Here is a 24,691-nt window from a genome sequence, read left to right on the forward strand (position 1 = left end):
CTCGTCCGTACCCGTACGTACCTACGTCCCCGGCCACGGTACGGGACCGGGCGCGGGGACGTAGGTCAGACGTGCGGCGGTGCCGCCGATCAGCCCTTGAAGCGGGGGAACGCGGAACGGCCGGCGTAGACCGCCGCATCGTCCAGGATCTCCTCGATGCGCAGGAGCTGGTTGTACTTGGCGACGCGCTCGGAGCGGGCCGGGGCGCCGGTCTTGATCTGGCCGCAGTTGGTGGCGACGGCCAGGTCGGCGATGGTGACGTCCTCGGTCTCACCGGAGCGGTGCGACATCATGCACTTGAAGCCGTTGCGCTGGGCCAGCTCGACCGCGTCGAGGGTCTCGGTCAGCGAGCCGATCTGGTTGACCTTGACGAGCAGGGCGTTCGCCGACTCCTCGTCGATGCCGCGCTGCAGACGCTCCGGGTTGGTGACGAAGAGGTCGTCGCCGACGATCTGGACCTTGTCGCCGAGCTTGGCGGTGAGAGCCTTCCAGCCCTCCCAGTCCTCCTCGTTCAGCGGGTCCTCGATGGAGACCAGCGGGTACGCGGCGACCAGCTCGGCGTAGTAGTCCGACAGCTCGCCGGCGGAGATCTTCTTGCCCTCGAAGTCGTACGAACCGTCCTCGTTGTGGAACTCGGAGGCGGCGACGTCGAGCGCGAGCGCGATGTCCTGGCCGGGCTGGTAGCCGGCCTTCTTGATGGCCTCGACGATGAGGTCGAGCGCCTCACGGTTGGAGTCGAGGTTCGGCGCGAAGCCGCCCTCGTCGCCCAGACCGGTGGACAGGCCGCGCTCCTTCAGCACGCCCTTGAGGGTGTGGTAGACCTCGGCGCCCCAGCGCAGGGCCTCGGAGAAGGACTCCGCGCCGATCGGCGCGATCATGAACTCCTGGATGTCGACGTTCGAGTCGGCGTGCGACCCGCCGTTCAGGATGTTCATCATCGGGACAGGCAGCACGTGCGCGTTCGGGCCGCCCAGGTAGCGGAAGAGCGGCAGGTCGGACGCCTCGGAGGCGGCGTGCGCGACGGCGAGGGAGACGCCGAGGATGGCGTTGGCGCCGAGCGAGGACTTGTCCGGGGTGCCGTCCAGGTCGAACATCGCCTGGTCGATCAGCCGCTGCTCGGTGGCGTCGTAGCCGACGAGCTCCGGGCCGATCTGCTCGATGACGGCGAGAACGGCCTTCTCCACGCCCTTGCCCATGTAACGGCTCTTGTCACCGTCGCGAAGCTCGAGGGCCTCGAACGCTCCGGTGGAGGCACCGGACGGAACGGCGGCACGGCCGGTGCTCCCGTCGTCGAGGCCGACCTCGACCTCGACGGTGGGGTTGCCTCGCGAGTCGAGGATTTCCCGGGCTACGACGACGTCGATGGACGGCACGAGTGTCTCCTTCAGGCTGTGTACAGCTGATGCGTGTCTCTCTGCTCTTGCGACACGAGCCTAACCGCCCGGGGGGCCCGGCCAGTCGATCGGCCGACCCCTGAGACGAAAAAGGGACCAAAGACCAACAACAGGTGACCAACGGGAAAACCCCGGCCGGACACGCTCGGGGGGAGTGCGTGCCCGGCCGGGGAGACCTGGGGTGAGCGAGAGACTCAGCTGAGGTGCGGTTGCCGGCTCAGCTCAGGTGCAGCTGCTCAGCTGAGGTGCAGCTGCTGGCCCGGGTAGATCAGGTCGGCGTCGTGGACGACGCTCTTGTTGAGCTTGTAGAGATTCGCCCAGCCGCCGGAGACGTGGTGCGCCCGGGCGATCTTGGAGAGGGAGTCGCCCTTGACGACCTTGTACTCGCCATTGCCCTGCTGGACCGGGGCGGCCTTCTTGGCCTCGGTCTTGGCGGGCGCCGTGCGCTTCGCGGAGCGGTCGGCGTGCTGGGTCTTCTTGGCGTGGTCCGTGGTGCTGCTCGAGCTGGAGGAGCTGCTCGAAGAGCTCTTGGCGGACGAGGAACCGGAGGGGTTCACGTTGGCGGCCGGGCCACCGGCGGTCAGGTTGCCGGCACCGGCACAGGACCAGGCACCCGGGCCCTGCAGGGCGAGCAGCTTCTCGGCGACCGCGATCTGCTGGTCCTTGGTGGCCAGGTCGGCGCGGGCGGCGTACGCCGTGCCGCCGGCCGCTTGCCAGCTGGACTGGGAGAACTGCAGGCCACCGTAGTAGCCGTTACCGGTGTTGATCGACCAGTTGCCACCGGACTCGCACTGGGCGACGGCGTCCCAGGTGGCGACGGAAGCGGCGGAGGCCGAGGAGGCGCCGATCATCGGGACGGCGATCGCCGCACAGGTGACACCGGCAAGAGCGGCGAAACGTACGGTCTTCGAGGGGCGACGGTGCTTACCCATGGTTGTTTCTTCCTCACCGACGCCTACGAGGTCAGCTGTCGGGTTCGGGCGTGAGTTGCCCGGCGGCGCCGGCTTTCGCTGCGCTGCTTAACCCCAAGCCGGCCCGTTCCGTACGAGTACGGAGCTGGACCGGCGGAAGACCTTGGGTCCCCCGCTCCTGCCTACGGCGCTTTCGCGTCGACTGTTCCCGTCGGTCGGCGGCAGGACTCGGCGATCCTGACCGGCGGGGCCCGCTGTGGCGAGCGGTACGACGTTAAGCACACGGTCCCGGCGAGGACAAACATCCCTGGTCCACACACCAACTCCCCTGTCCGCCCGAGCGGACCCACAGATGCCCAGGTCGGAAGGGAGAAAGTCGGCGCTGTGCGAGCGAGTGGTCACAGGCGCCACGGAGACCCTTGTCACAAGGAGCGGGGCACCGGGACCGTTCGCGACGGCCTCAGTAACTCAAGTTGAGGTGCTGACCGGGGAGGATAAGGTCCGGATTTGCCCCTACAATACGGTCATTTGCCCCATAGAGCGCGGTCCAGCCGCCCGGCAAGTGATGAGCCGCGGCGATGGCTGACAGGTTGTCGCCCGGCACCACGATGTACTCGCCATCGCTCTGAACGCCGCCCGGTCTGCCGCCGTCCACGACTCCTGCACCCCGCTGCGCGTCGCGCGAGGCGCGGCCGGGAGTGTCCGTCCCCGTCGGATCGGGCGCCACGGGCTTGGCGTGCTTGCCCTGGCTCTGCCCCGGGGCCGGCGTGGTGGCCGGGCTCGAGGGGGTGGCGGGGGCGCCGGTGGGCTTCGCCGCGCCCGAAGGGCCGGCCGTGGGGCTGGCCGTGGGCGACGTGGGCGTCGATGGCGACGTAGGGACCGCGGGCGTCGTGGGCGACGCCGGAGCGGAGGGAGCCGGGGTCACCGGCATGCTCGCGCCCGGGTCGACGCTGGGAGTCGCGCCGCCCTGGACCAGTCCCGCGGCCACCGAGCAGCCGGGCCAGGCGTCGGGGCCCAGTGCGGACAGCAGCGTCTCGGCGACGGCTATCTGCTGCGAGCGGCTGGCCAGATCGGGGCGCGCCGCGTAGACGGTGCCGCCGTACTGCTCCCAGGTGTCCTTGGTGATCGACAGACCACCGTAGAAACCGTTGCCGACGTTGGCGCTCCACATGCCGCCGCTCTCACATACCGCCACCTTGTCCCAGGTCGTGGCGTCGGCCGCCTGGGCTGCGCCTGCGCCGAGCAGCGGGAGTGCGATCCCCGCTCCCGTCACCGCGACCACCACGATGGCGGTCGAGGCCTGGCTCGGTCGGCGATGTCGGCCGTTCCCGGACTTCAGCATTCGGTCACCTTTCTGCGAAGTCTGCGATGACCGCAGAACGTAGCGGTGTTGACCATGGCATCACAAGTCGGTGTAGCGGGCGTCACGCTGAGGTCACGGTCGATTTCGTCCCGTAGCTCTTGTACAGGACATTATTGATGCTTCATCAGGGGTTTCAACGTTTCGAAGGGCCGGACGGAGCCCCGGACTCAGCGCCTCCGATTCAGCGCGCGGATCCGGGGGTGCGCGTCGATTCGGGGATGCCTGTCGATTCGGGGGTGCGCGTCGATTCCGGGGTGAAGGCCACCGGCAGCGTCCGCAGTCCGCGCATGATCAGGCCACCGCGCCACCGCAGTTCGTCCGGCCCGGCGGCCAGTCGCAGATCCGGGAGGCGGGTCAGCAGCGTCGCGAGCGCGGACTGCGCCTCCAGGCGGGCCAGCGGGGCGCCGAGGCAGTAGTGGATGCCGTGCCCGTATCCGACATGCTGATTGTCGCGGCGCGCCAGATCCAACGTGTCGGGACCGTCGAACCGGTCCGGATCGCGGTCGGCCGCCGCCAGGACCACCAGCACCGGATCGCCCGCACCGATCACCTGGCCGCCGATCGTGAGCGACTCCGTCGCGAACCGCCAGGTCGCCAGCTCCACCGGCCCGTCGTAGCGCAGCAGTTCCTCGACAGCGGTCTCCAGCAGGTCCGTCTCACCGCGTGCGATCGACTCCTGCAGCTGTGCCCGCTGTCCGGGATGGTGCAGCAGGGTGTGCATGCCGTTGCCGATGAGATTCACCGTCGTCTCGAACCCGGCGAACAGCAGGATGAAGGCCATCGCCGCGGCTTCGTTCTCCGAGAGATGCTCGCCGTGGTCGCTGGCCCTGATCAGCCCGGAGATCAGATCGTCGCCGGGATCCGCGCGCTTGCGGTGGATCAGCTCCAGCAGATAGGCGCGCATCTTCTTCACCGACCGGGCGACACCGCCCCGCGGGCCGCCGCCGTGCCGGATCATCATCCCCGCCCAGTCCCGGAAGTCGTCCTGGTCCTCGGCCGGAACGCCCAGCAGGTCACAGATCGCGTAGATGGGGAGCGGGAACGCGAACTCGTGGATGAGGTCCGCCTCCCCCTTCACCGCGCCCTGTTCGTCCTTCTGCAGGCCGTCGATGAGCCGGTCGGTCAACTCCTGCACCCGCGGGGCGAACTCCGCGATCCTGCGCGGCGTGAACGCCTTCGAGACGAGACGCCGCAGGCGCGTGTGGTCCGGCGGATCGATGTTCAGCAGATGCGTCATCAGGTCCGCGCCGCGCTCGCCGGGGATCCCCACCTTGTTCTTGGCGTTCGCGCCCTCGCTGTGATGCCCCCGGTTCTTGCTGAGCCGCGCGTCCGCCAGCGCCTGCCGCGCGTCCCCGTACCGCGTCACCAGCCAGGCGTCGACCCCGCTGGGGAGCGTGGTCCTGTGCACCGGCGAGTGCTCGCGCAGCCAGGCGTAGGCCGGGTACGGATCGGCGGCGAATTCCCAGGTGAAGAGGGTGGGGGCGGGGGTGATGGCGGGGGTGGTGGCAGTCTCGTCAGGCACACCCTGACGCTAGCGCGTCCCGGCAGAGGCGGTCGGCGAGCCGGGTCGTCTGCGGCAGCCGGTACTCCGGCGCCAGCGCGAGGACGTGGCGGCATGCCGTGTCCAGGCCGATACGGTGGCCTGTCGACACATAGACCGGCTTGACCTCCTGCTGTGTGCGCAGCGCGCGGCCCACGGTCCCGCCGGCGTCGTCGAGCGGCGCGAACGCCCCGCGTTCAGGACCCAGCGCCGCCGGATCGTAGCTGCCGGTGAAGGGTGTCTTCGCGACCCCGGCGGTCGGAATGCCGGTGATCACCCCGAGATGGCAGGCGAGGCCGAAGCGCCGGGGATGGGCCAGCCCATGACCGTCGCAGAGCAGCAGGTCCGGGACGGTCCGCAGTTTACGGAGCGCCTCGATCAGGGCCGGCGGCTCCCTGAACGCGAACAGCCCCGGGCTACGTCCCTGACGGGGTCGCTCTCGCCTTCGGTACGGCCGCTCCCGCCTCCGCTGTGGTCGCTTACTCCGCCGCGCGCAGGGTGTCGCGGTAGCGGCGGGCGGCGGCCCGCAGCGCGGATTCCGGGTCGAACCCGGCCGCCGTGGCCGCGGAGGCCACCGCCAGCAGCAGATCGCCGAGCGCCGCCTCGTCCGACGGCACCTCGACGCCGGCGGCGGCCGGCACCGGAAGCCCGGCCCCCCGCGCCCGGCCCGTGAGCTGCGCGGCCAGCGCGAGCGCCGGCTGCCCCACCGGGACGCCGTCCGTCACCGAATCGCGCTGCTTCTCGATGCCCTTGAGGCGGACCCAGTTCGCCTGCACGGCCTCCGGGGTCTCGGCGATCTCGTCGCCGAAGATGTGCGGATGCCGGTGGATGAGCTTGTCGACGATCGTGCCCGCCACATCGTCGATCGAGAACGGCTCCTCCGCGTCCTCCTCCGCGATCCGGGCGTGGAAGACGACCTGCAGCAGCACGTCCCCGAGCTCCTCGCGCAGCGACTCCCGGTCGCCCTCCTCGATCGCCTCGACCAGTTCGTACATCTCCTCGATGCCGTACTTGGCCAGGTCCGCGTTGGTCCGCTCGCGGGTCCACGGGCACTCCGCGCGGATCCGGTCCATGACCTGCACGAGGTCGAGCAGCCGCGCTCCCGGCAGGTCGTACGAGCCGGGCAGCAGTTCCAGATCGGGCATCGCGACCCGTCCCGACCCGCCGAGGCGGGCCAGCTCGTCGGTGACCGCGGGGTCGCCGTCGGCGGCCGGGAGATAGACGACGGTACGGTCGCCCGCGGTCGCGTCGACCAGTTCACGGCCGGTGGGCGACGTATGGACGACATCCACGCCGGCCTCGCGCAGATAGGGGAGCTGCGGGTGCCCGGGATCCGGGCAGATGACCTGGTCGGCCGCACGCAGCAGCTCCCACGCGGGCCATGACAGCAGGCCGGGCGCCACCCGGTGGCTGGTGGTGAGCAGTACGAGGCGGCCTGGCGCGGGGGTCATCGAGTCGTCCACCGCACGAACCTACCTCGTGCCCGCTACGCGTATCCCCAGTGCGGCTTGCCGCTCTTCATCGCGCAGCGCAGCAGCCTGCCGTTGCCGTCATGCGTGGTGAGGCCCAGATGGGCCTCCTTGCAGAACTGGCCCGCTTTGTAGTGGTTCCCCGACGGCGCCAGGATGTCGCCGCTGTCGCCGACCGGGGTCGGCGTCGGCGCGGGCGCCGTCGTCATGTGGCTGGGGGCCGGGGTGCGGGTCGGGGTGGCGCTCTGCGTCCCGGCCGGTGCCGGCGTCGGCACCGCCGTCGTCGCGATGGGCGAAGGCGAAACCGACGGCGAGGGGGTCGCGGACAGGGAGACCGACGCGGTCACGGACGGAGTGACCGTGCCGGAGATCTTGTCCGCGTTGTCACTGCCGCCACCCCCGTCGCCCGTGCAGCCGGCCAGAGTGAGCAGTGCGGTCAGCGCGACCGCGGAGAGTGTGGCGCGTAACGGAAGCGGGGAACGTATCAAGGAAGGCATCCAGGGATATTTCGGTGCTCCGGAATTCGGGGTGCCACCCTGTCATGGCGTGGGTGGCACCGCAGTCGATCCCCGGAACCCGTGGCGCCCTGCAAAAATCGGGCGCCCGCCAGGCGCCGCGAACCCGGCCAAGATCGGCCGGACGGGCCCTACGCGCCCGGGAGGGCCTGTGGCGCCTTGACGAGCCATGGCTCCTGGAGGGCGAGGAGCTTCCCGCTCTCCGCGTTCCACGTTCCGTACCGCGGGCTGACGTCGATGCCCATCGATTTCGACGTCTTCACCAGCAGCGCCTGCAGCGCCGTGATCCCTCCGTCGCTGCCCGGCTGGAAGCCGAGGCCCGTCATGAGCTTGGTCTGGGCGATCTGCTCGCCGATGACGGTATCGATGTCGGCGGGAGCGAAGGGGTGCTGGCTCTGCACCACCTGCGCCTTCACCGCGTCCGCGCCGCCTTGCCGCTGCTCGATCGCCGTCCGCTGCTTCTGTACCTCCGCCGGGCTCACGGTGACCCCGGCGTCATGCGCGGCCTTCTTGAGGACGCGCTCGAAGACCATGTTGCCGAGCGTCTCGCTCGTCAGCTGGCTGCTGTTCTCGATCAGAGTCGCCGACTGCGGCAGCTTCTCCTGCGCGGTGCGTACCGCGTTGACCTTCGACTGCAGGGCCGAGACGGAGATCGTCTCGTTCCCCACCACAGCGGCGGCCCCGGCGCGGGGGGTGCCGCACGCGCTGAGCACAGGGGTCATCGCGACAAGCGCGGCGGCGGCGAGCGAGACGGCGGTGCGTCGGCGGACCATGGTGCCTCCCGGCGTGGGATCGAGCGGCGGTGCTTCGACCTTCCGAAGATCGAGGATATTGATCAGAACGCTTCGATATCCAGCACTCTGCCGAACGAGACGCCACCAGTTGAGGTTTTGGCTCAGGAGCCCTGCTCGGGACGGGGCCCAGGCGCCCGGCTCAGGACGTGGGCGGCCGGCTCAGGACGTGGGCAGTTTCTGGGTCGGGCAGGTGTTCAGCTGCTTCCGCATCGCGTCCTTCTCGGCCGCGGTGACCCAGACCCCGTACTTCTTCTTCACCGCTACCTGCCGCGCCACGTACTCGCACCGGTAGCCCTTGTTCGGGGGCAGCCAGGTCGCCGCGTCACCGTCGCCCTTGGCGCGGTTGGCCGACGCGTCGGCGGCGATCAGGTTCGTCGGGTCGTTGGCGAACTGCACCCGCTTGTCGTCCGTCCACTGGCCGGCGCCCTTCTGCCAGGCATCGGACAGCGCCACCGCGTGGTCGATGTCGACCTTGCTCTTCCCCCGGGTGTACGTGATCTTCTGCCCGGTGTACGGATCGTCGAGCGTCCCCGACGTGACGACACAGTCACCGCCCTGCTCGGCGCGGAACGTTTTTCCTGTGAGGTCGCGCTTGAGGATGTCGTCGCGGGTCCCGCAGCCGTTGTGATCGGTGTCGACCCACGACTTCCCGAACTTCTCCCGCGTGTAACCGGTCTTCGGCGCACGTCCCTTGACGGTGAGCGTGTCGACGGCGGCGAGCGCGCTTCCACCGGGTGCGCTCTTGCCGGGTGCGTTGCCGTTGCTGCCGGGCTGCGTCGTGTCCTTGCAGCCGGCGATGCCGAGCAGACCGGCGACCGCCAGCCCGCAGAGGAGTATCCGTGCTGACCGTGCCCCGCGTTCGTACATGTGCGCACCCTATGGCGTTGAAGGTCCGGCGATCGGAACGGCCCGGAAGGACCGTCCATCTGCCCGGCTCATGCCCGCACTTGCCCCAGCCATGCCAGCATGCGGCGCAGCTCGGCGGAGAACGGGTGGTGGGGGCCGTGGACGCGGTCGGAGTCGTAGAGCAGGCGCGCGAGCACCTCGCGGGCGGTGGTGCGGTCGCCGACGGAGAGCAGGAGGTGGCCGATCCTGCGGCGGACCTCCATCGGGAGGACGGGATCGGTGGCCGCGTAACGCTCGAAGTACGGCAGGAGGGTGCGGTATTCGGCGAGGGCCGCAGGGGCCTCGCCGAGCTGTTCGAGGCACTGCGCGGCCTCGTAGCGGAACTGGAGGACCTGACGGTCGCCCGGACCGCTCTGGGCGGCGAACTCATCGGCCAGCCGGCGCAGTTCGGGGAAAGCGCGGCGGTACTGCCCGTCCTCCATGAGCGTGGCGGCGTACTGCTTGCGCAGCATGCGGAGGATCGGCGAGTGCTCGCCGTGCTTCTCCGCGGCGGCCGGGAGTACACCGCCGAGGATGTCGACGGCCTGGGTGATGCGGCCGGCGTCCAGGAGCCGTCTGACCTCGTCGACCGCCGCCGCGATGTCCGGGCTCGTCGGGGGCGTGGTGGGCATGGCCGGCGGCGTGGAGGGCGGTGTCGTGGGCGGCGGCACCGTCGGCATGGCCGGCGACTGGACCCCGTCCTGTCCGGTGCCGGGCCGGTCGGGCCAGGGGGCGTGAGGACGGAGGAAGGGACGGGTGGGGTCCATGGGCCCGGTCGGACGCTGAGCGTTCGCTGTCCCCGCGGCTGGGAGCAGTGCCGCCAGTTCGCCGTAGACGCGCTGGGCGTCGGCGGGGCGGTGCTGGGGGTCCTTGGCGAGCAGCCGCAGGACGAGGGATTCGAGCGGCGCCGGCACATCGGCGCGAAGCCGGCGGAGCGCGACGGGGGTCTCGTACAGATGGCGGTGGAGGACGCCGAGCGCCGTGGAGCCGTGGAACGGCACATTGCCGCTGAGCAGTTCATGGAGGACCACGCCGAGTGCGTACAGGTCGGTGCGCGGGCCGATCGCGCCGCCCATCGCCTGTTCCGGGGCCATGTAGGCGGGGCTGCCGATCGGCGAACCGGTGTGGGTGAGCCGGGTGGTGTCGGTGTCCATGACGGAGGCGACGCCGAGGTCGAGCACGACGACGGTGCCGTCGGGGCGGACCATCATGTTGCGCGGCTTGAGGTCCCGGTGCACGATCGGCACCGCGTGAACGGCGGAGAGCGCGGCGCACAACTGGGCGGCGACCGCCACCGCCCACGGCCAGGGATAAGGGTCGTGCTCGGCGAGGTGGTCGCCGAGGTTCGAGCCCTCGACGTGCTGCATGACGAGGTACAGCTCATCGCCGTCGCTGCCCGCGTCATGGACGGTGACCAGGCCGGGATGGTCGACCTGGGCGGTGACCCGGCACTCCCGGTCGAACCGCTGGCGCAGCTCGGCGACGTTCTCGCCACCCGTGACCTTGTCGGGGTGGAGCAGTTTCACGGCGACGCGGCGGTCCAGCCGGCGGTCGTACGCCGTCCACACCTGGCCCATGCCGCCCTGGCCGAGGACGGTGGTCAGCTCGTACCGCCCGGCGACGAGCCGGCCGTTCATCTGCCTTCCTCCTTGCGGAGGTAGTCACTCAGCTCGTCGAGTTCGGCGCGGACCTGCTCGATACGCGGGGCGGGCGGGCCGGACGGTCCGGGGACCGGGGTGGGCTCCGGGGCCGGGGCGGGGGCAGCCGGGGCCGGGGTGGGTGTGTCGCGGTACGGGTTGTAGTCGGCGCGCGGCGCGGGCGGCTGCTGCTGTTGTTGCTGCTGCTGCTGCTGAACCCCGTAGGGGAACGGCTGCTGGCCGTACGGACGCGGCGGCGTCCGCGCGTCCAGAGCCCGGTAGTGCCGGACGTCGGTGACCCAGTAGTACACCGCGGCTGCGGCGGCCTGCGCGAGCAGGACGATGACCAGCGCGTTCGACCGCGGGCTGCCGCTGTTCTGCTCCTGGCCGATGAGCACCAGCAGCGTGAGCGTGAGAACGAAGGAGGCCCCGCAGAGCACCCAGTCCGCCGCGTTGCGCCGCTTCAGCAGGGCGACGCGCAGCAGCGGTGTCCAGGCGAGCATGCCGCACGACACCACCGCGAGCAGCACGAACAGGACTCGCAGGCCGGTCCGCGTGCCGTCACTCGGCTGGGGCGGTGTGGCGCCTGGGCCGTTCATGTCTGCTCCTGAACAAAGTCATGGCTGGGAGTGCGAGCGTATCGGCCGGGGCCGACCAGCGGTCTGACGATGCCACAACTATTCGGGCCGAAACGTGCCCTCTCGCCCGGTCCGCCACGGAGGCCGGACGCACCGCCCGGCGGGTCCATGGCCACCGTCACCAAGAGCGACGCATACTGCAGGACGAGTGATGGCGACGAGTCCTGAACAAGAGCGACGAATCACACCCCGGGCGGCACTCACGTATCTTTTCGTGGCGGGCGCGAACAGGCCGAGGGTGCCGCTCGTCTTCCCCGTGTTCCCCGTGCGAAAGGACCGCAGCATGGATATGGCTACCGCAGCCATCCCCGCCCAGCACGGGAACAGCGCCGCGCCCAGCACGCGGCTGAACGGTCTCCTGCGGCCCCGGCTCGACCCGTACTGGCTGGCCGGCGCGCTCTTCGTCGCGTACGCCACGCTGTCGGCCGTCCGGTTCCGGCGGATGGCGACGATGTCCTGGGACCTCGGGATCTTCGAGCAGGCGGTCAAGTCCTACGCGCACCTCCAGGCCCCGGTCGCCGATCTCAAGGGTCCTGGGACCAATATCCTCGGCGACCACTTCAGCCCGGTCACCGCCCTGATCGCCCCCTTCTACCGGGTGTTCCCGACGCCGGTCACCCTCCTCGTGGCGCAGGCCGTCCTCTTCGCGGTCTCCGTCATCCCGGTCACCCGGGTCAGTGCCCACTTCCTGGGGCGCGGCCGGGGGCTGGCCATCGGTGTCGCCTACGGGCTGTCGTGGGGGGTGCAGCGCGCCGTCGAGTTCGACTTCCACGAGATCGCCTTCGCCATGCCGATGCTCGCCTTCTCGCTGGAGGCCGTGCTGCGCAAGCGGTGGAAGACCGCCATGTGGTGGGCGCTGCCGCTCATCCTCGTCAAGGAGGACATGGGGGCGACCGTCGCCGCCATCGGCGTCGTCATCCTGCTGCGCACCCGGCGCGACGATCCGCGGATCGCGTCGTACGCCGTCTGGCTCATCGGCTTCGGCATCGCCTTCGCCGCCATCGCCTTCGGCGTCATCATCCCCGCCTTCAACCACGGCGGCGCCTACGACTACTGGAACAAGCTCGGCGGGAGCGGCGCCCCGGTGGCCGGCACGATCCCGCCCGACACCGCGCTGCGCACTCTGCTCTGGATCCTCCTGCCGACCAGCGGACTGCTCGCGCTGCGCTCCCCGCTGCTGATCGCCATCCTGCCCACCATGGGCTGGCGCTTCATCTCCCACGACGACCACTACTGGGGTCTGGACTGGCACTACAGCGCCGTGCTGATGCCCATCGTCACCCTCGCCCTCGTCGACGCGATCAACCGGTCGCGAGAGAGCCCGCGGCCTTGGCTGCGCTCCTACGCCTCGCAGCTGCCGGCCGCCGTGGCCGCCGCCGCCATGGCGCTGAGCACCACGCTCCCGCTGGCCGACCTCACCCACACCGCCACGTACGAGCCGGGCCGGCACGTCAGGGCCGTGGAGAAGCTGCTCCGGCAGATCCCCGACGGCGCGAGCGTCGAGGCCAACGTCGGACCGATCAGCCGGCTCGTCGACCGCTGCACGGTCTACTGGGTCGGCGGCGCCCAGAACGTCGTTCCCGACTACATCGCGCTCGACAACGGATCCGGCTGGGTCCCCGACCCGGTCGGATACGCCCACCAGCTCCATCCGTCGGCGGCCTACACCGAGATCGCCGACGGCGAGGGCTACGTCATCCTGCGTCGCGGGTAGCCGGGGTGAGGGCGGGCTCGGGGGCGGCGGCCCGCGGCTCGCGAGTCAGCAGGATCCGCCGGGACAGCACGAACGTCACGGGGATCGCGGCCGCCGCCGCGATCAGCGGGGCGGGCTTCTCACCCACGCCGCACCACTCCACCAGGATGTACATGCCCACCGAGGTGACGATGAAGTTCGTCAGGTTGGTCAGCGGGAAGAACAGGAACTTCCGCCAGGTCGGGCGGGTCCGGTAGGTGAAGTACGTGTTGAGGAAGAACGAGCCGATCATGCTCAGCACGAACGCCACCACATACGCCGGGTAGTACGGCATCCAGCGGTGCAGGACGAGATAGCAGCCGTAGAAGGTGCCGGTGTTCACGACACCCACCAGGCCGAAGCGGAGCACCTGGAGGAAACGCGCGGGCATCAGCGCAGGCCCTCCGCCGAAGCCGAAGCCGAAGCCGGCGTCGAAGCCGGCGTCGAAGCCGGGGCCGGGGCCGGGGCCGACGGTGGAACCGAGGCCGAGGCCGAAGGCGCCGGCAGGAAGGCCTGTGCGCCGGGGTTGGTGCCGAGCAGTGCCGACCGCGGCACGTTGGTCTCCTTGACCAGGAAGTGCGGCCGCCGCTTGGACTCATAGTAGATACGGCCGATGTATTCGCCCATCAGCCCCAGCATCATCATCTGCAGCCCGCCGAGCCCGACGATGGCGACGATCAGCGTCACATAGCCCGGCGCGGTCACCCCGCCGACCGCCGCGGCCACCGTGACCCAGGCGGCGTACAGGCCGGCCAGACCCGCCAGCGCGAGGCCGAGGTGGATACCCATCCGCAGCGGACGGTTGTTGAAGGAGATGAGCCCGTCGATGCCGTAGTTGAGCAGCGCCCCGAACCGCCACTTGGTCTCACCGGCCGCGCGGGCGGCGTTGCGGTAGTCGAAGGTCACCGTGTCGAAGCCGATCCAGGAGAACAGCCCCTTGGAGAAGCGGTTGTACTCCGGCATCGACAGCAGCGCGTCCACCGCACGGCGGGACAGCAGGCGGAAGTCGCCCACGCCGTCGGTCAGTTCGACATCCACCCACTTGTTGACCATCCGGTAGTACAGCCGGCTCACCGCGCTGCGGACGAACTTGTCGCCCTCCCTGGTGCGGCGCGCTATCACCTGGTCGTGGCCGCGGCTGAACAGCTCCAGCATCCGCACGATCAGCTCCGGCGGGTGCTGCAGATCGGCGTCCATCAGCACGACGGCGTCGCCCGTGGCCTCGCGCAGCCCGGCGAGCATGCCGGCCTCTTTGCCGAAGTTCCGGCTGAAGGAGACATACCGGGTGCTGCCCGGGTGCTTCTCGGCGAGGCCCCGCAGCCGTTCCAGGGTCGCGTCCGAGCTCCCGTCGTCCACGTAGCAGAGCTCGTAGTCGACAGGGAGCAGGTCGAGGGTCTCCCGGATCTTCGCGTCGAAAAGCTCTACACCGGATTCCTCGTTGTAACAGGGAACGACAACGGACAGGCGCATGGCTTCACTTTCCGTGGGATACACGAAAATGCTGCCTGCGGTACACGGCCCCCACGCGGCCGCCGCGCGATGGTCACATGACGACGATCTGAACGCCACGTGACGCACGGCGCGGCGGCGCCTGCGGTACTCCGATATTCGAATCAGTTGTCGAGAATCGTCGTCAGGAAATCCGCCGTCCACACCAGGAGTTCACGGCCGATGACGGGCGTGCCGCCGATCTTGGCGGTGGCCGGGCGCGGGACGAGGACCTGCCGGGCCGCGCTCTTCGTGATGGTGCGCGGGTGGAGCCGGTTCAGCCGCAGCTCCTGCGACTCGCGCAGCTCGACCGGACTGAACCGGACATTGCCGCCCTGCAGGGTGATGTCGGAGACCCCGACCTTGCGGGCGAGCAGCCGCAGGCCCGCCACCAGCAGCAGATTCTCCACCGGCTCCGGCAGCTTGCCGTAGCGGTCGGTCAGCTCCTCGCGGACCGCGGCGATGTCCTCGTGGCTGTTCGCGGCGGCGATGGCGCGGTACGCCTGCAGGCGCAGCCGCTCCCCCGGCGCGTAGTCGTGCGGGACATGCGCGTCCACCGGCAGTTCGATCTTGACGTCGAGCAGCGTCTCGTCGGGCTCGCCGCCGTCCTCCAGCGCGGAGCGGTAGTCCGCGACCGCCTCGCCGACCATCCGGATGTAGAGGTCGAAGCCGACGCCCGCGATGTGCCCGGACTGCTCGCCGCCGAGCAGATTGCCCGCGCCGCGGATCTCCAGGTCCTTCATCGCGACATACATGCCCGCGCCCATCTCGGTGTGCTGCGCGATGGTCGCCAGCCGCTCGTGCGCGGTCTCGGTCAGCGGCTTCTCCGGCGGGTACAGGAAGTACGCGTAGCCGCGCTCGCGCGAACGGCCGACCCGGCCGCGCAGCTGGTGCAGCTGCGACAGACCGAAGTTGTCACCGCGCTCGACGATCAGGGTGTTCGCGTTGGAGATGTCGATGCCGGACTCGACGATCGTCGTGGAGACCAGCACGTCGAAACGCCTCTCCCAGAAGTCGACGACGACCTGCTCCAGCGCGCTCTCCCCCATCTGCCCGTGCGCGGTGGCGATCCGCGCCTCCGGCACGATCTCGCGCAGCCGCGCCGCCGCCCGGTCGATCGACTCGACCCGGTTGTGGATGTAGAAGACCTGGCCCTCGCGCAGCAGTTCACGGCGGACCGCGGCACCGATCTGCTTCTCCTCGTACGGGCCGACGAAGGTCAGTACCGGGTGCCGCTCCTCCGGCGGGGTGGTGATCGTCGACATCTCGCGGATGCCGGTGACCGCCATCTCCAGCGTGCGGGGAATGGGGGTGGCGGACATCGTCAGCACGTCCACGTTCGCGCGCAGCTTCTTCAGCTGCTCCTTGTGCTCGACGCCGAACCGCTGCTCCTCGTCGACGATGACCAGGCCCAGGTCCTTGAACTTCGTCTCGGACGAGAACAGCCGGTGGGTGCCGATGACGACATCGACCGAACCGTCGCGCAGCCCCTCCAGAACGGCCTTCGCCTCGCTGTCGGACTGGAAGCGCGACAGCGCCTTCACCACGACGGGGAACTGCGCGTACCGCTCCGAGAAGGTCGTGAAGTGCTGCTGGACGAGCAGCGTGGTCGGGACCAGCACCGCGACCTGCTTGCTGTCCTGGACCGCCTTGAAGGCGGCGCGGACCGCGATCTCGGTCTTGCCGTAGCCGACGTCGCCGCAGATCAGCCGGTCCATCGGGACCGACTTCTCCATGTCCTCCTTGACCTCGGCGATGGTGGTCAGCTGGTCGGGCGTCTCCACGTAGGGGAAGGCGTCCTCCAGCTCGCGCTGCCAGGGGGTGTCGGGCCCGAAGGTGTAACCCGGGGCGGCCATCCGCGCCGAGTAGAGCTTGATCAGGTCGGCGGCGATCTCCTTGACCGCCTTCTTCGCCCGCGCCTTCGTCTTCGTCCAGTCGGCGCCGCCGAGCCGGTGCAGCGTCGGGGCCTCGCCGCCGACGTACTTGGTGATCTGCTCCAGCTGGTCGGTCGGCACGAAGAGCCGGTCGCCGGGCTGGCCCTTCTTCGCGGGCGCGTACTCGACCAGCAGATACTCACGCGTGGCGCCCTGGACGGTGCGCTGCACCATCTCCACATAGCGGCCCACGCCGTGCTGCTCGTGCACGATGTAGTCGCCGGGCTGCAGCGTCAGCGGGTCGACGGTCTTGCGGCGCCGCGACGGCATCCGCCCCATTTCCTTGGTGGAGGACTTCTGCCCGGTGAGGTCGGATTCGGTCAGCACCGCCAGCTTGAGCGCGGTATCGATGAAGCCGTGCTCGATCGAGCCGGTCGCGACATGCACGACAGACGGCTGGAGGTCGGCCAGGTCCATGTCCAGGCGCGCGGCGATGCCCTCGCCGCCCAGCACCTCCACGATGCGGGCGGCCGGGCCGTGGCCCTCGGTGACGTAGACCGTGCGCCACCCCTCGGCCAGCCAGCCCTTGGTGTCGGCCAGCGCGCGGGCGGTGTCGCCCCGGTACAGCTCGGGCGCGTGCATGCCCAGCTGCAGAGTGTCCTCGTCCAGGTCCGGGTCCAGCTCGGCGTCCGCGGCGAACGGGCTCACCGACCACCAGGGCGTACCCAGCTCGCGGGCGTGGTCGCGCACATCGGCGATGGACCACAGCGAGGCCGCGCCCAGATCGACCGGCGCCACCCCTCCACCGGCGGAAGCCGCCCAGGACGCCTCCAGGAACTCCTGCGAGGTGGCGACCAGGTCGGCGGCGCGGGTCCTGACCCGCTCCGGGTCGCAGACCACCGTCATGCTCCCGGCCGGCAGCACGTCCAGCAGCAGCTCCATATCGTCCACCAGGACCGGAGCCAGCGATTCCATGCCCTCGACGGCGATGCCCTCGGCGATCTTGTCGAGCAGTTCGCTCAGCTCGGGGTGGCGGACCGCCAGCTCGGCCGCCCGTGCCCGCACCTCAGCGGTGAGCAGCAGCTCACGACAGGGCGGCGCCCACAGCCCGTGCTCGGCGATCTCCAGCGACCGCTGGTCGGCGACCTTGAAGTACCGGATCTCCTCGACGTCGTCGCCCCAGAACTCCACCCGCAGCGGGTGCTCCTCGGTCGGCGGGAAGACATCGAGGATCCCACCGCGGACCGCGAACTCGCCGCGCTTCTCCACCAGCTCCACGCGGGCGTAGGCGGCGGCCGCCAGCCCGTCCACGACCTCGCCGAGATCCGCGCCCTGCCCGCTGCGCAGCGCCACGGGCTCCAGTTCGCCCAGCCCCTTGACCTGTGGCTGGAGCACCGAACGGATCGGCGCGACGACGATCTTCACCGGCCCGGCGGTCGGGTCGTCCGCCCTCGGGTGGGCGAGCCTGCGCAGCACGGCCAGCCGCCGGCCGACGGTGTCGGAGCGCGGCGACAGCCGCTCGTGCGGCAGTGTCTCCCAGGCCGGGTACTCCGCGACGGCGTCCGGCGGCAGCAGCGACCGCAGCGCAGCCACCAGGTCCTCGGTCTCCCGGCCGGTCGCCGTCACCGCCAGTACGGTGCGGCCGGTGCGCGCCGCGAGCGCCGCCAGGACGAGCGGCCGGGCGGCGGGCGGCCCCACCAGGTCGACATGGGGGCGATTGCCGTCGATGCCGGCCTTCACCGCTTCTGCGAGGGCCGGATCGTTCACGACGACGTCGAGCAGACCGTTCAGACTCATGAAGGGGTTTCCGTCCCAGGGCTGGACAACGCGAACGACCCGACACGTCAAACGGGCCGGGGTTGTCAAGCGTACGACGACCCACTGACAGCCGCCGCCCTCTCGGTTCCACGAGCGGTTCCACGAGCGAAAAAAACGAGCGGCGGCCCCGGAACGCGGGGGGTTGCGTTCCGGGGCCGCCTGGCAAGGCAGTGGGGAGACTGCCTAGTCGGTGGCGATGGCGTTGAGCACGTTCATCCGGCCCGCCCGGAAGGCGGGGACCAGCGCGGCGATCAGACCGACGAAGGCCGACCCGATGAAGACGAAGATGATCGTCCCCCACGGGATCTTCAGAACGCCAAGGCCCTCCAGGGCGAGCAGCTGCTGGGCCGTGGTGCCCCAGCCCATGCCCAGGCCGAGGCCGACCAGGGCGCCGAAGAGGGCGATGACCACGGACTCCAGGCGGACCATCCTGCGCAGCTGGCGCCGCGACATTCCGATCGCCCGCATGAGGCCGATCTCCCGGGTGCGCTCGACGACCGACAGGGCCAGCGTGTTCACCACGCCCAGGATGGCGACGATGATCGCCAGGGCCAGCAGACCGTAGATCATGTAGAGCAGCTGGTTGACCTGGCTCTTGATGAGCTCCTTGTAGTCCGACTGATCGCGGACCGTGAGCTGCGGGTAGCCCTTGACGGCTGCCTTGAGGGAAGCCGCGGCATCCTTCGCCTGGCCGTCGACCGCCTTGGCGAACATGACCTCGTTGAGCGGCATCCTGTCGGCCGGCAGGTACTCCTTCGCGGTGGCGATGTTCATGTACATCGCGCCCTTGTCGAAGGTGGTGTCGTCCGACGTGATCGCGTTGACCTTCAGCTTCGCCGTCTCGCCGCCGATGAAGGCGACCGTCAGCTCGCTGCCGATCTTGATGCCGTGGTCCTTGGCGAAGCCGTCGTTGACCGACATGGAGCCCTTGGCGTAGGCGTCACCGAGCTTGCCCTGCACGGTCTCGATCCGCAGGTCGTCCGTGTAGCTGGGGCTGGCCGCCGTCAGGTGCTTGGTGCTCGACTTGCCGTCGGGAGTCGTCAGCTTGGCATTGACGCCCGTGTAGTCGGTGACGTGCTCCAGGTGGTCGGCCGAGTGGATCGCCTTGGCGAGCGCGGGGCTGAGTGCCTGGCCGTTGTCGGTCTGCAGGATGAAGTCCGCGCCGACCGACTTGTCGAGCTGGTCGGTGGCCGAGGCCACCATCGAGGAACCGACCACGGACAGGCCCGCGACCAGCGCGAGACCGATCATCAGGGCGGAGGCGGTGGCACCCGTACGGCGCGGGTTGCGCAGCGCGTTGCGCTCCGCGAGCCGGCCGACCGGGCCGAAGAACCGCAGCGTGCCGGCGCTGAGGGCACGGACGATGACTCCGGCGAGCAGCGGGCCGATGACCACGCAGCCGAGCAGCGTCAGGAGCACCCCGAGACCGAGGTACGAGGCGCCCTGGGACGCCTTCGAGGCGTTGGCGGCGGCGAACAGGGCGGCGACGCCCGCACCGGTGAGCACCACACCGATGGCGGCGCGGATCTTTCCGGCCCTGCCGTCGGCCGGGGTGCCGGCGTCCCGCATGGCGGCCATCGGGGAGATCTTGCCGGCCCGGTAGGCGGGAAGCAGCGCGGCCAGCACGGTGACGACCACACCGATCGTCAGACCGATCAGCGGGGTGGCGGCCTTGATGGTCAGCTCGGAGGTGTTGAGGTGCATCCCCAGCTGGCCCATGAGTTTCATCAGCAGGATCGCGAGGCCGACACCGCCGACGACGCCCAGGACCGAGCCGACGACGCCGAGCATCAGCGCCTCGAACAGCACGGACTGGTTGATCTGCTTGCGGCTGGAGCCGATGGCCCGCATGAGGCCGATCTCGCGGGTGCGCTGGGCGACCAGCATCGAGAAGGTGTTCACGATGAGGAAGATGCCGACGAGCACCGAGATGAAGGCGAAGCCGAGCATCGCGTACTTCATCGGATTCAGGAACGAGCCGATGTCCTTCTTGGCCGCGGCCTTGGACTCGGCCGCGGTCTGAATCTTGTATCCGGTGCCGACGGCGGCGGTGACGTCCTTCTTCAGCGTCTCGTTGCTGACCCCGGCGGCGGCGGTCAGGCCGTAACCGCTGTAGGTGTCCGTGTTGCCGAGCAGCCTGGCCTGCGCGGTGGGGGTGTCGAGGTAGACGATCGCCGCACCGGGGTTGGTGGTCTTGAAGGTCGCGATGCCGACGATCTGGGTGGTGAAGTCACCGGGGGCGGCGATGACGCGGAGCGAGTCGCCGATCTTCAGGTTCTTCTTGTTGGCGGTGTCGGCGTCGAGCATCGCCTCAGTGGGACCGCGCGGGGCGTGGCCCGAGGTGATCTCGACCGACTTCTTCTCGCTGTCGCCCCAGTTGGTGGCCAGCGTGGGCGCACCGGAGGTCGGGCCGATGTTCTCGTTCTTGCTGTTGGCGACGGTGACCTTCTCGCTGGTCACCTCGAGGGTGACCTGCTTGACCCCGGGCACCTGCTGCAGCTTGGTCAGCAGTGAGGCCGGGACGGTCTCCGGCTTACCGGTCTCCTGCGCGTCGTCGACCTTCTTGGCGCTGACCGAGACGTCCGACGCCGTGGAGGCGAAGAGCTTGTCGAAGGTCGCGGTCATGGTGTCGGTGAAAACGAGCGTGCCACAGACGAACGCCACCGACAGGAGCACGGCGACGGCGCTGAGCACCATGCGGCCCTTGTGCGCGACAAAGTTGCGCATCGATGTCTTGAAGACGGTCACGACGTCCTCCCACGGGCGTCGAAGGACTTCATGCGCTCGAGGACGGAGTCGGCCGTGGGGTTCACCATGTCGTCGACAATGCGGCCGTCGGCCAGGTAGATGACACGGTCCGCGTACGAGGCGGCGACCGGGTCGTGGGTCACGATGACGATCGTCTGGCCGAGCTCGTCGACCGAGCGGCGCAGGAAGCCCAGCACCTCGGCGCCGGCGCGCGAGTCCAGGTTTCCGGTCGGCTCGTCACCGAAGATGATCTCGGGGCGGGCGGCGAGGGCGCGGGCGACCGCGACACGCTGCTGCTGGCCACCGGAGAGCTGGTTCGGGCGGTGCTTGAGACGGTCGGCCAGGCCGACGGTCTCGATGACGCGGTTCAGCCACTCGCGGTCGGGCTTACGGCCCGCGATGTCCATCGGCAGCGTGATGTTCTCCACCGCGTTGAGCGTCGGCAGCAGGTTGAACGCCTGGAAGATGAAGCCGATCTGGTCACGGCGGAGCTGGGTGAGCTTCTTGTCCTTCAGCTTGGTGATCTCGGTGTCACCGACCCATATCTGTCCGCTGGTGACCGTGTCGAGACCCGCCAGGCAGTGCATCAGTGTCGACTTGCCGGAACCGGACGGGCCCATGATCGCGGTGAAGCCGCTGCGGGCGATGTCGACATCCACCGCGTCCAGCGCGACCACACGCGTCTCGTCGGAGCCGTACGCCTTGGTGACCTGCCGTGCACGGGCGGCAACAGCCGAACGCTCTCCGCTGCCCCCGGACTTGGGAATCGTTACAGCCGTTGTCACTGCTATCTCCTGAAACCTCGTGGGTCCCGGCGGAACCTGGCGGTCCCTGCCGTGCGTTATCAGAATGCTGGTGAGCCAGGGGTCGCGGCGATGGGGCAGGTCTCCGTCTTGCGGGTGGGGTTAGCCCCACCACGTCCCACTCATGACCCTAAGGAGCACCAGGCCCTCAGAACGTCCTCCGCCAGTACGAACATCACGTAGGCGGAAGTGCGTACTTACCCCTAAGGGACGGCGACTTCCACCCCGACGGAGCCTCGGGGTCGAGCGTGCGCCCTCCCCTCGCGTGAGGTGCAAGACCCTTCTCCTGCCTGCGGCGATACCCCCGATAGCCGGGTATCGCAGCCCTGCCCCGGCATGGAATGGTGCGGTGTACACCCACCCGGGTGTACACCAGGGGAGGGAGCCGCCGTGAGCGGTCCTGTGGAACGTACGGCCCGGTCCTCGACCGGAGCGGAGCCCGTTCCCGCGCCCCGTCGCGGCCGGATCGTCGCCGCGCTGATGCTCGCCATGGCACTCGCCGCGATGGACTCCACGATCATCTCGACGGCCATTCCGCAGATCGTCGGCGACCTCGGCGGCCTCTCGGTGTTCTCGTGGCTCTTCTCCGGCTATCTGCTCGCCGTCACCGTGACGCTGCCCGTGTACGGCAAGCTCGCCGACACCTTCGGCCGCAAGCCGGTGCTGCTCGCCGGAATAGCGCTCTTCCTGCTCGGCTCCCTGCTGTGCTTCGGCGCCTGGAACATGGCGAGCCTGATCGCCTTCCGGATCGTCCAGGGCCTGGGCGGCGGCGCGATCCAGGGCACCGTCCAGACCGTGGCCGCCGACCTGTACGGGCTGAAGGAGCGCGGCCGCATCCAGGCGGCGCTCTCCACCGTGTGGGCGGTCTCCGCCATCGCGGGACCGCTGGCCGGCGGCTTTCTCGCCGGCTACGGCGACTGGCGCTGGATCTTCCTCATCAACGTGCCGGTCGGCGCGGCTGCCCTCGCCCTCATCCTCCGCTACCTCCACGAGAACGTGCCCCGCACCCGGCATCGCATCGATTGGCCCGGCGCGGTCGGCCTCTTCTTCTCCGGCGGGCTGCTGCTCTTCGCCCTCGTCCAGGGCGGAATCGCCTGGTCCTGGCTGTCCTGGCAGTCCCTCACCCTGTTCGCCGCCAGTGCCGTCTGCACCGCCGCGACCGTCTGGGTCGAACGCCGCGCCGCCGAACCGATCATCCCCGGCTGGGTGTGGCGGCGGCGCGTCATCGTCTCCGTCAACCTGGCGCTCGGCGCGCTCGGCCTGCTCATGATCGCGCCGACCGTCTTCCTGCCGACCTACGCCCAGACGGTGCTCGGGCTCGGGCCGGTCGCGGCCGGCTTCGTACTGTCCGTCATGACGCTCAGCTGGCCTCTGTCGGCCGCTCTCAGCAGCCGCGTCTATCTGCGGATCGGCTTCCGCAACAGCGCCGTCATCGGTATGACCTGCGCCACCGCGATACTCGCGGCGTTCCCGCTGCTGCCCTACGGCGGCCCGGCCTGGCAGCCCGCCCTGATCATGCTGCTGCTCGGCGGCGCGCTCGGGCTCTTCCAGCTGCCGCTGATCGTCGGCGTGCAGTCCACGGTCGGCTGGGCGGAACGCGCCACCGCGACCTCATCGGTCCTCTTCTGCCGCCAGGTCGGCCAGAGCGTGGGCGCGGCCGTCTTCGGCGCCATCGCCAACCACACGCTGGTCGCCCGGCTGGGCGCGGCACCGGTTGCCCTCGCGGCGCGGGGCGGAGCACCGGCCGAGCCGGTGCGGCGGGCGGTGGCGGCGGCGGTCGACCACGTGTACGTGGGGGCCGCCGCGGCCGCTGGCGCGGCCGTCCTCATCCTGCTCTTCGTGGCCCCCCGCCACTTCCCGGTCCTGCCGGACCCCGACTGACTCAGCCCGACGGGCGTCCGAGGCCATCGGTTCAGCCCGGCCGGCGCTTGAGGCCACCTTCTAGCCCGGCCGGCGCTTGAGGCCACCTTCTAGCCCGGCCGGCGTTTGAGGCCATCGTTTAGTCCGGGGCGGGGCCCGGGTCCGCGATGGAGGGGTCTTCTTCGGGGAGGGGGCGGCCCGTGAGGGCGGCGAGGCTGGTGCGGACGTGCGCGAGGTGCGCGCGAATCTCCTCGCTGCGCTCCTCGTGCTCGCGCAACTGCCGCTCGCTCTCCCGCCGGATCCTCTCCTCGCGCATGCGCGCTTCCGCCAGCAGCGCAGCTGCCCTGGCGTCGGCGTCCTCCTGCCCGTGCCGCGCGTACTCCTCGGCCTCGGCGCGCGCCGTCCGCGCGTCCTCCAGACGGCGTTCCGCGTATCCGGTCAGCTCACCGATCCGGCTGTCGACGCCGGCCTCGCGCTCGGCCATCTCGTGCTCGAAGGCGTCCAGCCGCTCGCGCTGTTCCTTGTCGAGCTCGGTGAGCGTACGGGCGACGTCCTGCCGGGTGGCCTCCAGGGCCTGCCCGGCCTCGCCGCGCACGCGGGCGGCATCGTTCTGTACTTCCGTGAGGAGTTCACTGGCGCGGCCGCGGGCCTCGTCGAGTACCCGGTTCGCCTGGTCCTCGACGACGGCACGCCGCTCGGCGGCGGCGGCCCGGGTCTGGTCCTGGAGGGCGCGGCGGGCGGTCTCCGCGGCGTCGCGCGCGTACTGCGCCTCGTTCTCGGCACGTTCCCTGACCGCCGCGGCCTCCTCCTCGACGAGGCGCAGGAGTTCCTGCGCGCCTTCGCTGAGGGTCTCGTAGCCGGCCGGTCCGAGCGCATCGACGTGTTCGCGCAGCGCCGTGCTCTCGACCTCCATCTCGTTCGCGAGAACGGTGAGCCTGGCGGCCCTTTCCCAGGCCGCGTCGCGGTCCTCGGACAGCTCCTCGAGGAAGCGTTCGACCTGTTCCACCTGGTATCCGCGCCCGCGGACGGTGTCGAAGCCGTGAGGTGATGCCGTGCTGCTCATGCGCTGCCCCTCGCCGTCCTTCCGAACCGTACTCTGTTATCCATTTTTGTCGATATGTCCGAATTATGGATGCTACGACACTCCGACCTACCCCTACCCAGGAATCGGAGTGTCCGCCCGGATCTGGGCAAAGGGGTGGAGAGGAATGGATTCAGCGGG

General features: G+C 70.0%; 18 protein-coding genes, 1 pseudogene and 1 riboswitch. Of the genes and pseudogenes, 2 read left to right on the forward strand and 17 right to left on the reverse strand.

From position 1 onward, the window contains the following. Positions 1-89 precede the first annotated feature (89 nt). From eno to QMK24_RS07250, 11 genes and pseudogenes are all read right to left on the reverse strand, one after another. Complete coding sequence (eno, locus tag QMK24_RS07200) at positions 90-1,373, reverse strand: phosphopyruvate hydratase (RefSeq protein ID WP_283464370.1); 1,284 nt, start codon at positions 1,371-1,373, stop codon at positions 90-92. Positions 1,374-1,630: 257 nt separating this feature from the next. After that, positions 1,631-2,326, reverse strand: a complete 696-nt coding sequence (locus QMK24_RS07205) for a LysM peptidoglycan-binding domain-containing protein (protein WP_283464371.1) — start codon at positions 2,324-2,326, stop codon at positions 1,631-1,633. Positions 2,327-2,331: 5 nt separating this feature from the next. Beyond that, a riboswitch (cyclic di-AMP (ydaO/yuaA leader) is annotated at positions 2,332-2,505 on the reverse strand. 260 nt (positions 2,506-2,765) lie between these two features. Next, entirely contained in the window at positions 2,766-3,647 is an 882-nt protein-coding gene (locus QMK24_RS07210; RefSeq protein WP_283464373.1) for a transglycosylase family protein, read from the reverse strand. Positions 3,648-3,849: 202 nt separating this feature from the next. Continuing rightward, positions 3,850-5,190, reverse strand: a complete 1,341-nt coding sequence (locus QMK24_RS07215) for a cytochrome P450 family protein (RefSeq protein ID WP_283464374.1) — start codon at positions 5,188-5,190, stop codon at positions 3,850-3,852. Then, positions 5,183-5,623, reverse strand: a pseudogene (locus QMK24_RS07220) (endonuclease V); the annotation flags it as partial. The gene QMK24_RS07215 and the pseudogene QMK24_RS07220, both read right to left, overlap by 8 nt. Positions 5,624-5,687: 64 nt before the next feature. Further along, positions 5,688-6,659, reverse strand: coding sequence for a nucleoside triphosphate pyrophosphohydrolase (locus QMK24_RS07225; RefSeq protein WP_283464463.1), 972 nt, complete (start codon positions 6,657-6,659; stop codon positions 5,688-5,690). A gap of 35 nt (positions 6,660-6,694) precedes the next feature. Then, positions 6,695-7,174, reverse strand: a complete 480-nt coding sequence (locus QMK24_RS07230) for a hypothetical protein (RefSeq protein WP_283464375.1) — start codon at positions 7,172-7,174, stop codon at positions 6,695-6,697. Between the two features lie 149 nt (positions 7,175-7,323). Next, the gene (locus QMK24_RS07235) at positions 7,324-7,965 is read right to left on the reverse strand and encodes a SurA N-terminal domain-containing protein (RefSeq protein ID WP_283464377.1); all 642 of its coding nucleotides are present in this window, start codon (positions 7,963-7,965) and stop codon (positions 7,324-7,326) included. A 180-nt stretch (positions 7,966-8,145) separates the two neighbouring features. After that, entirely contained in the window at positions 8,146-8,853 is a 708-nt protein-coding gene (locus tag QMK24_RS07240; RefSeq protein ID WP_283464378.1) for an HNH endonuclease family protein, read from the reverse strand. Between the two features lie 68 nt (positions 8,854-8,921). Further along, positions 8,922-10,508, reverse strand: coding sequence for a serine/threonine-protein kinase (locus QMK24_RS07245; RefSeq protein WP_283464380.1), 1,587 nt, complete (start codon positions 10,506-10,508; stop codon positions 8,922-8,924). Then, positions 10,505-11,107 carry a hypothetical protein gene (locus QMK24_RS07250; RefSeq protein WP_283464381.1) on the reverse strand — a complete coding sequence of 201 codons (603 nt, stop codon included), beginning with the start codon at positions 11,105-11,107 and terminating at the stop codon, positions 10,505-10,507. Before QMK24_RS07250 ends, QMK24_RS07245 begins: the two co-directional genes overlap by 4 nt. A 322-nt stretch (positions 11,108-11,429) precedes the next feature. On the opposite strand from QMK24_RS07250, the gene QMK24_RS07255 reads away from it, so the two are divergent. Then, positions 11,430-12,860: a DUF2079 domain-containing protein gene (locus QMK24_RS07255; RefSeq protein ID WP_283464382.1), complete on the forward strand. Its 1,431-nt coding sequence runs from the start codon at positions 11,430-11,432 to the stop codon at positions 12,858-12,860. On the opposite strand, the gene QMK24_RS07260 is transcribed toward QMK24_RS07255, so the two are convergent. The 5 genes from QMK24_RS07260 to QMK24_RS07280 all read right to left on the reverse strand — a co-directional run bounded on the left by QMK24_RS07260 (position 12,841) and on the right by QMK24_RS07280 (position 21,591). Then, positions 12,841-13,269, reverse strand: a complete 429-nt coding sequence (locus tag QMK24_RS07260) for a GtrA family protein (RefSeq protein WP_283464383.1) — start codon at positions 13,267-13,269, stop codon at positions 12,841-12,843. The genes QMK24_RS07255 and QMK24_RS07260 overlap by 20 nt on opposite strands. Beyond that, entirely contained in the window at positions 13,269-14,348 is a 1,080-nt protein-coding gene (locus QMK24_RS07265; RefSeq protein WP_283464384.1) for a glycosyltransferase family 2 protein, read from the reverse strand. The genes QMK24_RS07260 and QMK24_RS07265 overlap by 1 nt, the downstream gene beginning before the upstream one ends. A 143-nt stretch (positions 14,349-14,491) precedes the next feature. Further along, a complete protein-coding gene (mfd, locus tag QMK24_RS07270) occupies positions 14,492-18,037 on the reverse strand; it encodes a transcription-repair coupling factor (RefSeq protein WP_283464386.1) in 3,546 nt (1,181 codons plus the stop codon). 204 nt (positions 18,038-18,241) lie between these two features. Continuing rightward, positions 18,242-20,806: an ABC transporter permease gene (locus QMK24_RS07275; RefSeq protein WP_283464387.1), complete on the reverse strand. Its 2,565-nt coding sequence runs from the start codon at positions 20,804-20,806 to the stop codon at positions 18,242-18,244. Further along, the gene (locus QMK24_RS07280; protein WP_283464388.1) at positions 20,803-21,591 is read right to left on the reverse strand and encodes an ABC transporter ATP-binding protein; all 789 of its coding nucleotides are present in this window, start codon (positions 21,589-21,591) and stop codon (positions 20,803-20,805) included. The genes QMK24_RS07275 and QMK24_RS07280 overlap by 4 nt, the downstream gene beginning before the upstream one ends. 354 nt (positions 21,592-21,945) lie before the next feature. Between QMK24_RS07280 and QMK24_RS07285 the strand changes: the two genes are divergently transcribed. Further along, positions 21,946-23,490 carry an MFS transporter gene (locus QMK24_RS07285; RefSeq protein ID WP_502962526.1) on the forward strand — a complete coding sequence of 515 codons (1,545 nt, stop codon included), beginning with the start codon at positions 21,946-21,948 and terminating at the stop codon, positions 23,488-23,490. A gap of 118 nt (positions 23,491-23,608) precedes the next feature. Here the strand turns inward: QMK24_RS07285 and QMK24_RS07290 are convergent, their stop codons facing one another. Further along, positions 23,609-24,532, reverse strand: a complete 924-nt coding sequence (locus tag QMK24_RS07290) for a coiled-coil domain-containing protein (RefSeq protein ID WP_283464390.1) — start codon at positions 24,530-24,532, stop codon at positions 23,609-23,611. Positions 24,533-24,691: the final 159 nt, after the last annotated feature.

This window comes from Streptomyces sp. PH10-H1 (assembly GCF_030063355.1).
GTDB lineage: Bacteria > Actinomycetota > Actinomycetes > Streptomycetales > Streptomycetaceae > Actinacidiphila.

Bases quoted from the DNA above. Each gene is read 5' to 3' on its own strand.
- QMK24_RS07250 (WP_283464381.1), bottom strand. From the start codon at position 11,107: ATGAACGGCCCAGGCGCCACACCGCCCCAGCCGAGTGACGGCACGCGG.
- QMK24_RS07240 (WP_283464378.1), bottom strand. From the start codon at position 8,853: ATGTACGAACGCGGGGCACGGTCAGCACGGATACTCCTCTGCGGGCTG.
- QMK24_RS07285 (WP_502962526.1), top strand. From the start codon at position 21,946: ATGGAATGGTGCGGTGTACACCCACCCGGGTGTACACCAGGGGAGGGA.
- QMK24_RS07225 (WP_283464463.1), bottom strand. From the start codon at position 6,659: ATGACCCCCGCGCCAGGCCGCCTCGTACTGCTCACCACCAGCCACCGG.
- QMK24_RS07230 (WP_283464375.1), bottom strand. From the start codon at position 7,174: ATGCCTTCCTTGATACGTTCCCCGCTTCCGTTACGCGCCACACTCTCC.
- QMK24_RS07260 (WP_283464383.1), bottom strand. From the start codon at position 13,269: ATGCCCGCGCGTTTCCTCCAGGTGCTCCGCTTCGGCCTGGTGGGTGTC.
- mfd (WP_283464386.1), bottom strand. From the start codon at position 18,037: ATGAGTCTGAACGGTCTGCTCGACGTCGTCGTGAACGATCCGGCCCTC.
- QMK24_RS07245 (WP_283464380.1), bottom strand. From the start codon at position 10,508: ATGAACGGCCGGCTCGTCGCCGGGCGGTACGAGCTGACCACCGTCCTC.
- QMK24_RS07210 (WP_283464373.1), bottom strand. From the start codon at position 3,647: ATGCTGAAGTCCGGGAACGGCCGACATCGCCGACCGAGCCAGGCCTCG.
- QMK24_RS07205 (WP_283464371.1), bottom strand. From the start codon at position 2,326: ATGGGTAAGCACCGTCGCCCCTCGAAGACCGTACGTTTCGCCGCTCTT.
- QMK24_RS07290 (WP_283464390.1), bottom strand. From the start codon at position 24,532: ATGAGCAGCACGGCATCACCTCACGGCTTCGACACCGTCCGCGGGCGC.
- QMK24_RS07235 (WP_283464377.1), bottom strand. From the start codon at position 7,965: ATGGTCCGCCGACGCACCGCCGTCTCGCTCGCCGCCGCCGCGCTTGTC.
- QMK24_RS07265 (WP_283464384.1), bottom strand. From the start codon at position 14,348: ATGCGCCTGTCCGTTGTCGTTCCCTGTTACAACGAGGAATCCGGTGTA.
- QMK24_RS07255 (WP_283464382.1), top strand. From the start codon at position 11,430: ATGGATATGGCTACCGCAGCCATCCCCGCCCAGCACGGGAACAGCGCC.